The 15,248-nt window shown below is 32.9% G+C and carries 11 protein-coding genes; 5 read left to right on the plus strand and 6 right to left on the minus strand.

What is annotated here, in order from left to right; translation table 11 throughout:
* Positions 1–61: 61 nt before the first annotated feature.
* Positions 62–886, minus strand: coding sequence for a hypothetical protein (locus tag DG435_RS16265; RefSeq protein WP_074408861.1), 825 nt, complete (start codon positions 884–886; stop codon positions 62–64).
* Positions 887–1,076: 190 nt separating this feature from the next.
* On the minus strand, positions 1,077–1,916 hold the full coding sequence (locus DG435_RS16270) for a hypothetical protein (protein ID WP_106791767.1): 840 nt from the start codon (positions 1,914–1,916) through the stop codon (positions 1,077–1,079).
* Positions 1,917–2,197: 281 nt separating this feature from the next.
* Between DG435_RS16270 and DG435_RS16275 the strand changes: the two genes are divergently transcribed.
* On the plus strand, positions 2,198–5,650 hold the full coding sequence (locus DG435_RS16275; RefSeq protein ID WP_106791768.1) for a pyruvate carboxylase: 3,453 nt from the start codon (positions 2,198–2,200) through the stop codon (positions 5,648–5,650).
* A 19-nt stretch (positions 5,651–5,669) separates the two neighbouring features.
* Complete coding sequence (locus DG435_RS16280) at positions 5,670–6,392, plus strand: CDC27 family protein (protein WP_159025498.1); 723 nt, start codon at positions 5,670–5,672, stop codon at positions 6,390–6,392.
* Between the two features lie 139 nt (positions 6,393–6,531).
* On the opposite strand, the gene DG435_RS16285 is transcribed toward DG435_RS16280, so the two are convergent.
* Entirely contained in the window at positions 6,532–7,830 is a 1,299-nt protein-coding gene (locus DG435_RS16285; protein ID WP_106791770.1) for a TlpA disulfide reductase family protein, read from the minus strand.
* Positions 7,831–7,947: 117 nt separating this feature from the next.
* Positions 7,948–8,928, minus strand: coding sequence for a response regulator transcription factor (locus DG435_RS16290; RefSeq protein WP_159025499.1), 981 nt, complete (start codon positions 8,926–8,928; stop codon positions 7,948–7,950).
* Positions 8,929–9,250: 322 nt separating this feature from the next.
* Here DG435_RS16290 and DG435_RS16295 point away from each other — a divergent pair, with 322 nt between their 5' ends.
* The 3 genes from DG435_RS16295 to DG435_RS16305 are packed head-to-tail and all read left to right on the plus strand — an operon-like array spanning position 9,251 to position 13,632.
* The gene (locus DG435_RS16295; RefSeq protein WP_159025500.1) at positions 9,251–10,714 is read left to right on the plus strand and encodes a GDSL-type esterase/lipase family protein; all 1,464 of its coding nucleotides are present in this window, start codon (positions 9,251–9,253) and stop codon (positions 10,712–10,714) included.
* On the plus strand, positions 10,701–11,981 hold the full coding sequence (locus DG435_RS16300; RefSeq protein ID WP_106791773.1) for a GDSL-type esterase/lipase family protein: 1,281 nt from the start codon (positions 10,701–10,703) through the stop codon (positions 11,979–11,981). Before DG435_RS16295 ends, DG435_RS16300 begins: the two co-directional genes overlap by 14 nt.
* Entirely contained in the window at positions 11,974–13,632 is a 1,659-nt protein-coding gene (locus DG435_RS16305) for an MBOAT family protein (protein ID WP_106791774.1), read from the plus strand. Before DG435_RS16300 ends, DG435_RS16305 begins: the two co-directional genes overlap by 8 nt.
* Positions 13,633–13,763: 131 nt before the next feature.
* On the opposite strand, the gene DG435_RS16310 is transcribed toward DG435_RS16305, so the two are convergent.
* Together DG435_RS16310 and DG435_RS16315 are read right to left on the minus strand one after the other, a co-directional pair.
* Positions 13,764–14,144, minus strand: coding sequence for a VOC family protein (locus DG435_RS16310; protein WP_106791775.1), 381 nt, complete (start codon positions 14,142–14,144; stop codon positions 13,764–13,766).
* 269 nt (positions 14,145–14,413) lie between these two features.
* Positions 14,414–14,776 (minus strand): hypothetical protein, encoded by a 363-nt coding sequence (locus DG435_RS16315; protein ID WP_106791776.1) that lies wholly within the window; start codon positions 14,774–14,776, stop codon positions 14,414–14,416.
* Between the last annotated feature and the right edge of the window lie 472 nt (positions 14,777–15,248).

Raw genomic sequence — 15,248 nt, forward strand, 5'->3', positions numbered from 1 at the left:
AGAAATTTTCTTTGAAACGGTTTTTCTTATCGATTATAATAGATAAGACACAAAATGATTATTAAAGCGTGAAGTTTTCTTCTACGTCCAAATCTATTGTGGTAACAGTTCCATCAGAATCAGTTTGCGTTGCAACATTATCACAAGTTCCATCACCATAATCTAAAGTAATGGTTGATGCATTTTCATTGGTTACAAGAACACCGCTTACAACATATTTACAGTCGTTTTCTACTCTCAAAGGAGTGGTAGTTTTAGAAGTATATAATTCTCCACTACTAAACTCAGCTTTAGTATCCATATTAATAAGAGTATATGACTCGGCAGATTCTTCATTAATTACGATTTCAACTGAAGTAGTATTCTTACTTAGTACAGAAAGCCCATCGTCCCAGGTAAACTTAAAGTTAGAATCTGTAACAAATTTTTTGTCTAGTATATTGTATGTGGCAATAGAGCTTCCACTTACCGTTATACCATTAAAAGAAAAGTTCTCTAAGGTGTATGTTATATCGAATGCTAACACTCCAGAAGCTTCTTTCATCTTATAGCTTAATAAAATTGTCCCCGAAATAGCTTTTCCATCAGGAGATGTACAATTTTCACCAAAAGTGATAGTAGCGGTTCCTCCGGTATCTGTTAATTCAGAAGTAAGGGTGATACAATCATTAGATCTATTCTTTAAACTACGATTCGCATTAGATGGATTGTTCATAGAACCTTGTACTGCAGCGTTAATTTCTCGATTTGCAGACCTCACATCTTTATATTTAGCCGAGGCGGTAATCGGATTTGTTTCATTTGTGTTGTCATCGTCACTGCTACAACTAAACAAAAAAGTGGTAGCTACCAAAATACTTGCAAAAGCAATAATTCTGTTTTTCATAAGAAAATAATTAAAAAATAAAGGTTTATATATAAGTTAACTGCGGGGTATTGGGCGGCAAACTTAACTAATACAGTCAATGAGAGGTACTAATCCTTTGTTAAAGTTTATTAGATTATTTTCATGGTATAACAAAAAAAACGTTTCAGAAATTTTTTCTAAAACGTTTTAATTATTTTGAAAGATCGTACTACAATTCGATAGTAGTTTCATTACCATCAGCATCAGTCTGAGTTGCAATATTATCGCATTCCCCATCACCATAGTTTAAAGTAATAACAGCACTATTCTCTGTAGTTACTATAATACCACTCACAGTGTATTGACATGAACTTTCATTACGTAGAGGAGTTGTGATCTCCACAGCAAATCGATCACCATTACTAAACTGAGTGAGGCTATTACCTGTAGTTAAACTATAAAAAATTAGATTAGGCGGTGTGTCTGGATTACTATTTCCTGGGAAAGACTCTGTTGCAAAATTAGTTTTACTTGTTGCAGTAACACCGTCTGTCCATGCAAATGTGAAATCAGAATTTGTAGTGAATTTAGTATTTCCTGTGTCACTGTTAAAAGAAAATATAGTAGTGGCAGTTCCACTCACAGTAATATCTTTATAAACAATCTTATCTAGGCTATAACTAATCTCAATTTTACTTTCTGTATCTAGTTTAAGACTAAAACTCATCTGAATTCTACCAGAAATTACTTCACCATTAGGTAACTCGCAATTATCCCCAAAATCGATAGTAACTGTTTTGGTTTGATCAGTTACTTCAGAAGTGATCGTTGCACACTCAGGTGTTTTTACATTAGAAAAAGACTTATTACCAATATTAGTTTCGGTATTAAAAACATTTTCTACTACAGAATTTATTTCTTTGTTAGCAGATGTGATGTCTTTATATTGTTTTGAAGTCGTAACCGCAGTAGTTGGTATTTGTGTTGCGTCATCGTCATTACTACAGCTTAGCAAGAAGCTACAGGTTATGAATAACAGGCCTGTGTAGGCAAAAATTCTTTTTTTCATTGTTAAAAGCTTTAATTAATAAATTGAAAAATGTTATGGGACGTATGATCAGTAAACGATTATAACTCACAGAATCTTATAAAGAGTGTAGTTAATTTGTGTTAAGATTATGTTATAAGATGTTATTGTAAGATGCTGAATTGGAGACAGAAGATTGTTAAGCATATCACAGATTAATTTTATTTATACCAATTTTAACATTACTGTTGCACAGCATTTTTGTTATGAATATCTTCGTAGCGAATGTTCGCTAAAAATGGTTTTAACTCATAATTTATATCATGCAAATCAAAAAAGTTTTAGTAGCTAATCGGGGGGAAATTGCAATCCGTATTTTTAGAGCTTGTACAGAAATTGGATTAGAAACAGTAGGAGTATATACCTATGAAGATCGATATTCTTTACACAGGTACAAGGCGGATGAAGCATATCAGATTGGCGAAAATAATGAACCATTAAAGCCCTATTTAAATGTAGAGGCCATTATAAAGGTTGCCAAAAGCAATAATGTAGATGCAATTCATCCAGGGTATGGATTTCTTTCTGAGAATGCAGAGTTTGCACAACAATGTTTAGAAAATGATATTATATTCATTGGCCCCAAAGTATCGGTTTTACGTTCTCTGGGAGATAAGATTACGGCTAAAAAGGTAGCGATCGAGAATGATATTCCTATCATAGAGAGTAATAAAGAGGATCTTACAGATGTAAAAATTGCTTTAAAAGAAGCGAAGCGTATTGGGTATCCGGTAATGCTTAAAGCTGCTTCTGGAGGAGGAGGCCGAGGGATGCGAGTGATTCGAAATGATGAAGAACTAGAAAAAGCATACCCAGAATCACGAAGAGAAGCCTTAAATGCCTTTGGAGATGATACCGTATTTCTAGAGAAGTTTGTAGAGAACCCAAAACATATCGAAATACAAATCGTAGCAGATCATCACGGTAATATGGTGCATCTTTTTGAACGCGATTGTTCGGTACAACGACGGTATCAAAAAGTAATCGAATATGCTCCTTCTTTTGGAGTATCCGAACATATAAAACAGGATTTATACAATTATGCTCTTGCTATTTGTAAAGCAGTAGATTATAATAATATCGGTACTGTAGAATTTTTGGTTGATGAAGACCAAAGTATTTATTTTATTGAAGTAAATCCACGTGTACAGGTAGAACACACGGTGACAGAGATTGTAACAGGAATAGACCTGATCAAAGCTCAGGTATTTATTGCAGGAGGATATAAATTATCTGATAAACAGATTAAAATTGAAAGTCAGGAGAGTATAAAAACAACGGGGTTTGCATTACAATGTAGGATTACAACAGAAGATCCCGAAAATGATTTTAAACCTGATTATGGTACTATTACAACCTATCGTAGTGCTTCGGGGTTTGGGATTCGGTTAGATGCTGGTAGTGTGTATCAGGGAGTAACCATTTCGCCATTCTTTGACTCGATGTTGGTTAAAATTTCGGCAAATAGTAGAACTCTGGATGGTGCATGTAGAAAAATGTTAAGAGCGCTGTCTGAGTTTAGAATACGTGGTGTAAAAACCAATATGCCATTTTTGGCTAATATCCTAAGGCACGATACGTTCAGAAAAGGAGAGGTAACTGTTAATTTTATTCAGAATACAAAATCATTATTTACGATTAAAGAGCCTCGTAATCGAGCTACCAAATTGGCCAATTTCTTAGGAGATATTATCGTTAATGGTAATTCTGATGTTAAAAAGATTGACGATACAAAAACTTTTGTAGTACCTACGGTTCCAAAATTTGACGAAACCTCGGGATATACAAAAGGAACCAAAGATTTACTTACCGAATTAGGACCAGAGAAATTTGCAACATGGCTCAAGAATGAAAAGAAAATTCATTTTACAGATACTACGATGCGTGATGCACATCAAAGTTTGTTAGCAACCAGAATGCGTACCTATGATATGATTAAAGTGGCAGAAGGATTTGCTAAAAACCATCCCGAAATCTTTAGTATGGAAGTTTGGGGAGGAGCTACTTTTGATGTCTGCCTTCGTTTCCTTAAAGAAAATCCTTGGGAAAGACTTCGCTCGCTACGAGAAGCAATGCCCAATATATTACTTCAAATGCTGATTCGTGGCTCTAATGGTGTAGGATATACAGCATATCCTGATAATTTGATAGGGAAATTTGTAGAACAATCCTGGGAGAATGGAGTAGATGTATTTCGAATTTTTGATTCCCTAAACTGGATGAAATCTATAGCCCCATGTATCGAACATGTACGTACAAGAACACAAGGACTTGCCGAAGGTTCCTTATGCTATACAGGAGATATTTTAGATCCAAACCGAACGAAGTATACTCTCGATTATTATATTCAACTGGCCAAAGATATCGAAAATGCAGGAGCGCATATTCTGGGAATCAAAGATATGGCAGGATTGCTAAAACCATATGCGGCGTATGAATTGGTTTCGGCATTAAAATCCGAAATTAATATTCCTATACATCTGCATACGCATGATACTTCTTCGGTACAATCAGCAACATATCTCAAAGCAATTGAAGCGGGTGTAGATGTTGTAGATGTTGCTTTAGGTGGGCTATCTGGATTAACAGCACAACCTAATTTTAATGCGATAACAGAAATGATGAGATTTCATGAGCGTGAGAATGTAATGGATACCTCTAAATTAAATGAGTATTCTAATTACTGGGAGGCTGTACGCGAATACTATTATGTTTTCGAGTCTGGACTAAAAGCAGGAACAGGAGAAGTATATCAACACGAAATCCCAGGAGGACAATATTCTAACTTAAAACCACAAGCGCAGGGATTAGGATTAGCAGATCGCTTTCATGAAATTACTAAAATGTATGGAGAAGTAAATGAGCTTTTCGGAGATATTGTGAAGGTAACGCCAAGCTCTAAAGTAGTGGGGGATATGGCACAATATCTGGTGAGTAATAACCTAACCATAGAAGATGTAAAAGAGCGGGGAGATACTATTTCATATCCACAATCGGTGGTTAGTTTGTTTAAAGGAGAATTAGGGCAGCCCGTTGGCGAATTCCCAAAAGATCTTCAGAAATCAATACTAAAAGATCAAAAACCATTTACAAACAGACCTAATGCACATCTGGAACCTGTTGATTTTGAAACCGAATTTACAGAGTTTGTCAAAATATTCAAAAAAGGTATGGGAAGAGAACTGGATATTACAGATTTCCTTTCCTATAAGCTGTATCCAAAAGTTTTTACAGGAGCCTATAATCATCACTTAAAATATGGTAATGTGATGACTATTCCTACCAAAAACTTTTTTTATGGAATGGTCCCTGGAGAGGAGATCATTATAAAACTTGATAAAGGAAAAATACTGTTAATAGAATTGATATCGGTAGGAGAGCCTCATGATGATGGTAAAGTCACTGTATTCTTTAAAGTAAACGGTCAAACCAGAAATGTAGAGATACAAGATAATTCTATTAAAGTAGATAAAGTAATACATGCAAAAGTGGATAAGGCCGATGCTAAACAGATAGGAGCTCCTTTACAAGGATCATTATCCTCTGTATTGGTAAAAACAGGCCAGGAAGTAAAGAAGAATGATCCACTATTTGTCATCGAAGCCATGAAAATGGAAACGACCATTACAGCTAATGAAGATGCAGTGATTAAGAAAATTGTTCTCAAATCTGGTACGATGGTAAATGCAGATGATTTGGTGGTCATGCTTAAATAGTTTTGTCTATTTTTACATCATGCCATATTTTTTAATTATTGCCTTACAAGGCTTTTGTGTTTACCATGCTATCAAGAATAAAAACAATTACTATTGGTTTTTTGTAATTATATTTTTGCCAGTGTTGGGGAGTGTTATCTATCTTTTGACACAGGTATTTAATAAGAAAGATTTGGATGTGGTTCAGAATGAAATTGTAAACGTGATTAATCCCACTAAGAAGATTGATGATTTACAAAAACAACTAGATTTTGCTGAAACATTTCAGAATCGAGTGAATTTGGCAGATGCTTTATTAGAAATAAAAGATTATACTAATGCTATAAACGAATACGAAGTGGCACTTAGTGCTAATTATGATGAAGATGCCGGTGTTATCAAAAAAATGATCGAAGGGTATTATCAAACCAAAAACTATGATAAAGTTATCTTTTGTGCCGAGAAGATAAATACTAAATCTGATTTTAAAGGATCCAGAAGTCAGTTTTTATATGGTTTGGCATTAGAAGAAATAGGGCAGTCAGAAAAAGCAGAAAAGCAACTAAAACAAATTGATCAACGATATTCTAATTATGAGGAACGATATACATTTGCTCAGTTTTTGGTAGAAAAAGGGAAAATTGATGATGCCAAAGAAATTTTGTCTGAAATCCTGATAGAATCTAGGCATATGTCAAAACCTAATCGAAACAAATATCGGGCAGTTGTAAATGATGTAAAGAAATTAATTTCTTCTCTTTAGATATACTTTAGATTGTAATATAAAAATATATAACCTCACAGATTTTGAAAACCTGTGAGGTTATAAAGTTTAATAGGTTGGTGTGTTATGAGTTACTTTTTGAGCGCTCACTTAAATTTTCTTTTGAAGAAAAAATGAATTATTGCGAGTCGATAATCTCAAAAGTCTCAATAGGCTCTTTTACTTTTGTTATCATAATTCCTTTTTCTTGAAGAAGTAGTTTAATTTCTTGAATAGGATCGGTAGCTTTTTTGATTTCGTTTAATTTCATGCCGTACGTGTACACTAATTTATCTTTTAAGGTAGTATCAGAAGTGAAAAACTCTTTAGATGTATTTTCGAAAAGCGGTATGAGTCTTTTAATTGGAGTATAAAGTGTTGAAGTTCCTTCCTCTAATTCATTTCTTGCGATGATATATTTATTTGGAAGAGTAACGGATAATTTGTTTACTAAATGTTCGTTTTTAACATTTTTAAATTTGATGTCTAAATAACTCAATAGCTCTTCGTGTATTTCTTTAAATGCTTTTTTTAAATCATTTCCTTTCTCGTTTTTAGAATATATGATGTCATAAGCAAAAGTGTCCTTGGAATTATTTTTTATTCGTATTTCTGAAGGAATTTTATTAATTATTTTGAAAATATTAATTAACTCATTACCTATAATTGTAATTCCAACAGAATTATTCTGCGAGCCATATCCAGCAATGTTACTTTTTTGATATGGTGATTTGCGTATTACAAAACTTCTAATATTTGCTTTGTCAACTAATTTTCGGGATTCTTCAGGTTTGTTTGAGCTTATGTTTTTCATTAAATCAATATAAACAGGATCTTCACCTGGATAATATCCACCAGAAAATGGTATTCCCGACACTTTAGAATCGTTCTTCATTTCTGGTTCGGCTAGTTTTTTAAGAGTGATTGTATCAGTTGTTAAAACCTCTTCTATTAATTTTTCAGTAAGACGATTACCTCTGTAAACGATTTCACCTTTTTTATTGATAATTACAATACTTGGGAAAGATTGAATCTCATAATCCTTAAGGGTTTGTTTGCCTTCTATTCGGCCGATCCAGAAATCAAGATCAATATTTTTTAGAAAATTCTCTAACTTTTCTTTTGGATCATTTGTAATGGCAATAATGTTTACTCCTTTGCCTTTGTATTTATTGTATAATACATTGTTCTTAGGAAACTCTGCAATGCATGGACTACACCAGGTAGCCCAAAAATCTAAAATTACAACCTCTCCTCTAAGAGATGCAATTGTAGGTATTTCAAGATCAGGCTTGTTATAAATGTCTTTTAATGTGATTTCGATAGCCTTTCTCGTAGAGGTTTTGCTAGTATCTTGGGGCAAAGTTTTAGTGCTATCATCAGTACAGCTTAAGCTTAGTGTGATAATGAAGCTAAAAAGGATTGTGATTTTTTTCATTAATCTTATTTTTTGAAGTCGAAACAAAAGTATAGTTTCACCTATAGCTCAAACATTTAAATAAGACTAAAAAAGAACTAATACCAGTATGAAAAAAGTACTAGTAACCTTTGATAATTAAGAAGCTAATAATATTTTAAGTTCATTTCTATTTTTAACATTAAGCTTGGTGTAAATCTTTGATAGGTGAGATTTAATAGTAGAAACCTCTAAATGAAGTTGGATGGCAATTTCTTTATTTTGATACTCTTGTATTATAAGCTCTAAGATTTCTTTTTCACGTCTGGTAAGTGATTTAATTAATTGATTATAATCTGTGAACTCATATTTTTCTGATTGAATATGAGTAGATGATATTGAGGTAATTTTCTTTTTCAGACTAAAAATGTAGACAATTAGGATTATTACAAACAAGCAAAGAAGAATAATCGCAATATCCTTAAGTAGGGAAAAATTGTACTTATCAACTTTAGATTCATTCTTATTAACCTTATATCCAATTACATCTATTTTTTTACTAAATGCTTCAACATATGCAAATGTTTCTTCGTTACTTTTCTTTAATTTGAAAAGAAGCTCTTTGTAAAAATCAGAATCATTTGAATACTCTTTTTCAATATTTAATTTTTGAACTGCAAATATGATTACAAGTGGATACGTGTTTGATTTACAAAACTCTTTAATAATATTTTTTCTCTTTTTTGCAATTAGCTTTTGTCCTTTTTCTGATTTTAGATAAGGACTAGAATCTTGATTGTTTAAATTGTAGAGCGATAATTCTAACTCTTTAATTTTATTATTTTGTTTTTCAAAATCCCCTGTGATTATATAATCAAGAGGGTTAGTACTAAAATCTGAAGATTTTATATGTATTTTAGATTTGTCGTTAAGAACAAGTAAAATATGATTTCTGGGTTTGTGGGAAAACATTACCTGAAATTTTTCACTTTCTACCAGATAAATTCTTACCATGCTATTTCCGGGCGGTAAATTATTCCCTTTAAAAATAAAATTTCCATCCATATCAAGTGTTGTAGAATTAATAATTTGACGAGAAGATGCAATATTGTGGTTTTCACCTGGCTCTATGTATGCCATATAAATTTTATCATGCCAAAGCTCATTATAATTTGATAGTTGACCAGAAATTTCATATTGAGCACAGATAAATTGGCTTGAAAAAAGTAGTATGATGTAAACAAGATGTCTGCTCTTCATGCTGAGGTAATTATAAAAAGTTATAAGATATTTAGTTTTCTTAACGTTTTATTGTCATAAATGTATACAATTAGAGTCATCTTTATATATCTATCACCTTGGTAGTTTCTAAAATCTTTCTATTTTTACTAAAAAGTAGAAATATCCCCGGGAAACATTGAGAGTCAGGCCTATTCAAATATCATTATTTATCCTATTCGTATTGGGAGTATTATTTGGACTCATGTTTTTGAGTCAAAAAGGAGGAGTTCAAAAAGCTCAAACACAAGATGATGGATTCTCGTATGAAGGGGTTTCGGTTAAATACCCTACATATACTACATTTTTGGGATTAGAAAAAGACTCATCACTTACAAGGCAAGATATTCTAGAGGTTACTCAGATTGTAACTCCTCTGGATATCGAAACCGATGAAAGTAAAAAAGATATTGCCTTAACAGAGGAAATCAAAAAGCTTCCTGACTTCTCAAAAATTGATACAACTCGCATTGTTAGGATCAAATATCCCGAGAGTAATCCCGATTTTGCAGATGAGTTGAGAGAAAAACTATCTTCCAGATCGTGTAGAATTATACATTATGGTGATTCTCAGATCGAAGGAGATCGTATTACAGGATATCTTCGTAACAGGCTTCAGGGGATGTATGGGGGTAGCGGTCCCGGGTTTCTTCCTGTGTTACCTGTGTATAATCAAATAAGTGCTATTATAGAACCAAGCGAAAATTGGCAACGTTATGCACTTTTTGATCCAACCCAAAAAAAGTTTTCACAGCGAAAATATGGTGCATATCTTTCTGCTTCTCGTTTTACAGCATATCAAAAAGAGCTTCCGGATAGTACTATGGTTGATTCTTTACCAATCATCAAAGCTTCTGTAAAAATAGGGAAGTCTAAGAAAGCATATGCAAAATTCAGGTATTTTACCAATATTGGTTTGCATTATGGTAATTGTAACTTTCCGATCAAAGTATCGGTATATAATGGTGGAGTTTTAATTCAGCAAGACGATTTGATTGCAGATGGTAAATACCATCAATATAAAATAAGAACAGCGACTGCACCTACAGATCTTAAAATTGAACTGGAAGGCAAGGTGAGCGCAGATTTTTATGGATTAACGTTGGATGGAGGATCTAGAGTGCAAATTGATAATGTAGCGATGCGTGGTGCTTCGGGAACTGTTTTTACAAGCTCTAATGCGACTATCTATAGCCAGATGATGAGGCAATTAAGACCCAAAATTGTCATTATGCAATATGGGGGTAATACGATGCCATATCTCAAAGATTCTACCGATGTAACCAAGTATACTAAACGAATTGCCAGACAAATAAATTGGATTAGAAGACGAGCAAAAAATACCAACGTTTTATTTATAGGACCAACAGATATGTGTCTTCCGGTAAACGGTAAAATGGAAACCTACCCATTATTGCCGTATCTTAATGCTGAATTAATGAAAACTTGCCTGGAAAATAATGTAGCCTACTGGAGTATGTATGATGCTATGGGGGGAAAAGGAGCAATGAAATTATGGGTAGACGAAAAATTAACTGCCAAAGATTATATGCATTTTACCTGGAAAGGAACCAAAATAATTTCAGAACTATTTTTTACAGCCCTATACCTTGACCTCAAAGAACCTAATAACCATGATGACACGTAACAAATTATTCTTTTATGTATGGCTTTTAACATTGCCCTTGATGGCACAAACCTATGTTATAGATACCATACAAAATAAATACCCTTTTGTGAATTGGAAAGCCAATACCATAAAAATGGCAGAAAATTCACCGGCATTTAAAACACTTTTCCGCAAATTAGACACCATTGCAAAAGGTGGAAAAGAAGATTTGCACGTTTTTCATATCGGGGGATCTCATATACAAGCAGATATTTATTCGAATCGTCTGCGATCATACCTTCAGATGATGAGCCCCACTGCAAAAGGACAACGAGGGTTTATTTATCCGTTTAGTATTGCCAAAACGAATAATCCTGGTAATTATAGAGTAAAGTATGATGGCGAATGGAAAGGATATCGATGTTCGGTTCGAAAAGATAGTGTAGCCTGGGGATTATCGGGAGTAACAGCCGTTTTTAAAGACAGTATATCCAATGTGAAAATAATAGCGAATGGAAATAATTATCATGAAAAGATGTATGATTTTAATAAAATCAGAATTTTTTATGATAATTGGAGTGATGACTATGAAATATCTTTCAAACAAGATTCGCTAGTATCAGCAATTACAGAAAATAAAGAGGCACATTTTATAGAATATACATTACATAAAAGTGTTGAAGAAATTGAGTTTTGTATTCGCAAAATTAAAGATGAAGAAAAAGCCGAGTTTTTGATGATGGGTATCGAATTGATGAACGATAATAATGGAATTCAATATACTTCTATTGGGGTAAATGGGGGTAGTTTTTCATATTATAAAAGATGTCGCTTTTTTGATGATCAGTTATTGCTCTATAAACCAGATTTATTTATAGTATCTATTGGTACCAATGATGCATATCACCCCGATTTTAATCCAGACGCATACAAAGCATATTATACAGATTTAATCAAATTAGTCCAAAAAGCAAACCCTAATTGCGCTGTATTACTTACTGTGCCTAATGATTCGTATTACAAAAAGAAATTTCCAAACCCAAGGACCAGAATTGCTCAAAAAATTATCTATGAAGTGGCAAAAGAACAAAAAATGGCGGTTTGGGATTTTTATGAAATTATGGGCGGTTTTAATTCTTCAAAAGATTGGTATGCAAATAAACTAATGCCTAGAGATCGTATTCATTTTACGGTTATGGGATATCGTATAAAAGCAGATCTTTTGTTACAGGCACTAACGCATTCATGGGAAAACGAATTGCAATTAGAGCCAGACTCTATTTTGAATCAAGTAATTAATGAATAGACTTATTGACATATTTTCTTTCTCAGAAGATTTTCCGTTGATCTTTACACAAGCGAACTTCTGGGTTTTCTTTGCAGTAGTATATTTTATTTATGCTATAGTATATAGCAAAAAAAATCTACGAAGTGCTTACCTCTTTGCGATTAGTCTTCTTTTCTATTATAAAACCAGTGGTCTTTTTATAGGGATTTTACTATTTAGCACAGTTAACGATTTCTTTTTGGGTAGGGCTATTTATAATAGTAGGTCGGTTTTATTACAAAAAACATTGGTCGCTATAAGTGTGGTTATTAATCTTGGAACACTCTGTTATTTTAAATATGCCTATTTCTTTACAGATTCATATAATTTCCTTTTTCAAACCGATTACGAAGTTATTAATTACCTGGCACAATGGGCTAATACCTGGGGTACGGTAGATTACTTTACAGTAGATAAAATTATTCTTCCTGTGGGGATTTCTTTTTACACATTTCAGACGATTAGCTACAGTGTAGACATTTATAGAAAGCAAATCAAACCTTTAAAATCGATTATTGATTTTGGGTTTTTTGTTAGTTTTTTCCCGCAGTTGGTTGCAGGGCCAATAGTAAGGGCTGCCGATTTTGTACCACAAATCAGAAAAGAGATTAGGATTACCAAACAAGAATTTGGCCAGGCAACTTTTATGATTTTAAAAGGGTTGATCAAAAAAATGTTATTTGCCGATTATATTGCAGCCAATTTTATGGATCGGGTATTTGATGTGCCCGAGATGTTTTCTGGTTTTACTAATATCATGGCTATGTTTGGGTATTCATTACAAATCTATGGTGATTTTTCTGGGTATACCGATATTGCTATTGGATTAGCATTGCTTATGGGGTATAAACTACCGGTTAATTTTAATTCGCCGTATAAAGCCATTCATTGTGGTGATTTCTGGAGACGTTGGCATATTTCATTATCGAGCTGGCTTAAAGATTATCTATATATCCCTATAGGAGGTAATCGTAATGGAACTATTTTTTCTTACACATTTATATTGATTTTTACATTTTTAGGAGTTTTTGCTGTATCTGATTATGCTATAGCACTGTTGGCTGCTTCGGGAATTGGTGCTATACTTATTATTACGCTTTTCTCACCCAGGTTGGCTTGGCATTTTAATAGAAATGTTAATATTATGATTACCATGTTGGTCGGTGGATTATGGCACGGTGCCTCATGGAAATTTGTAATCTGGGGTGGACTTAACGGTATCGGAATTGTAGTATACAAATATTGGCGTAAGATAAGCCCATACGAAGAATCTAAGGCCTGGTATGTCTTGCTATGGAGAATAGCACTGACTTTTGTATTTATTACGTTTACCCGTATCTATTTTAGAGGGAACAGTATGGATCATATTGATCGCTTTTATCAGCAAGTGGTCACTAATATGGATTGGCAGAATGCCTTGGCTGTACTGTGGGAGTATCGCATTGTATTTATTGTTATGCTTTTGGGGTATATTACTCACTGGTTACCGTATCGTACCAAAGGTTGGATAGAAAACGCATTTATTAAAAGCAATATGCTTGTTAAAGCAGTAGTTGTGATATCGGTAGCGATTGTCTGTTATCAAACCTATGCAGCCGATTTTCAACCCTTTATTTATTTCCAGTTTTAGGCAGTAAAGCGTTAGAGTAGAGAGAGGGTTTGAGTTTTTATTCCTATATTCTCTGAACCACTACTTGTATCCAGCACAGAAAATATTTCTATGCTATCATATCCGAGCGATCAGATTGTTTTTTTCTCACATCAATTTAATGGTTGATGTAAAGCAATTCTATTTCCTTCACTATCTTCAAATTCTGCAACAAAACCTAAGTCTCCATTTGATGTTTTTGGATATAACATTTGTCCACCGCTTTCAATCGCTATTTTTAAGGTCTTGTCTATGTTTTCTGTATTGAAGTAAATTACAACTCCGTCATGTGTGGGGTTATAGATTTCTCCCATTGCTAATGCTCCCGAAATCCCGGTGTTTTCTTCTGCAAATGGAAACAAAGCCATTTCATTTTTATCAATTATTTCTCTTCCAAATGTGAAGTTAAATACAGATTTGTAAAATTTAATTGCCCTATCAATATCTATAACAGGAATTTCAAAATAAACAACTGGATTACATTTCTTTGTCATCTCATTATTTTATAATTGGTTAACGATATCTTTCGATTTATTAGAACAAGAAGTTATCGTTAGTACAAAAGTAATATATAGAATAGTGCTATCGAGTCTTTTTTATATGATATATATTTAGATCTTAAACCTCTAATTTTTTGAAATTTTGTATTACAAAATTTCAAAAAATCCACAACAGTAATGCTGTGGATTTTTATATTAATCATACTGCTTTAAGCATCACGCTAAGTCAGGAGACTTTGCGCAACTAGGGGGATTTCTAATTTTTATTGCATTCTTCTGTCTAGTTCTTCAATATATTTAGTAATATTTCTTGAAAAATGCATAGACGTTTCTTTCTTTAAAAGAGTATCTACTTCGGCATAAACCCATATAGTATCTTTTCTATGAACATAATACCACCCATATACTTTGTATCCTGGGTCTGCTTTAAAATTCTCAACCCTATCTTTAATAATTGGCCCTTTAAAAGGCAATCTGTCCATACCCCTATCAAAAGTAGTATTTTCAAAATTAAATCTTGCTTCATCTAGTAAATCCTGTTCTTTAGGAGGTTGGTAAGATGTTAAAATAACACATAATAATAGTAGACCTAAAGCTTTTTTAATTTGATATATTTCCTTTGCCATAAAAATTTATTTTAAACTCTTTATTGTGTAAATTAAAAGGACTTCTATCTGCAACTATTCTTCCCCCGCTCCCGCTAGCGTCTCGCTAGTGACACTACAGTTTAGATAACCCAAAAAATATCAATCTCTACACTGTATTATGGTTATCCTAATAATTTTTTACACTACTATATTTACAATACACCATAGCGAAACTAAACACATATAACCAGATGTATTATAAAATTTATAACTCCTGTTCATCTGACCAAAATACAATATTAGAGTTTCATTTTTTGATACTAGTATAAGGGATTTTAAATAAAAGAAGTCACAATCTTTTTATCAATTGTGACTTCTTTTATTTATTACTCTTACCCATCAATCTTGTCTTGTCCTGAAATAGGTTTACACAAAAGTGTAATATAATGGATAGATATTCAAAAACTTATTCAACAAAATGGCAGAATAGGTATAGTGAAGAATTTAAGCA

Origin of the sequence: Aquimarina sp. Aq78 (assembly GCF_900299525.1) — a bacterium.
GTDB lineage: Bacteria > Bacteroidota > Bacteroidia > Flavobacteriales > Flavobacteriaceae > Aquimarina.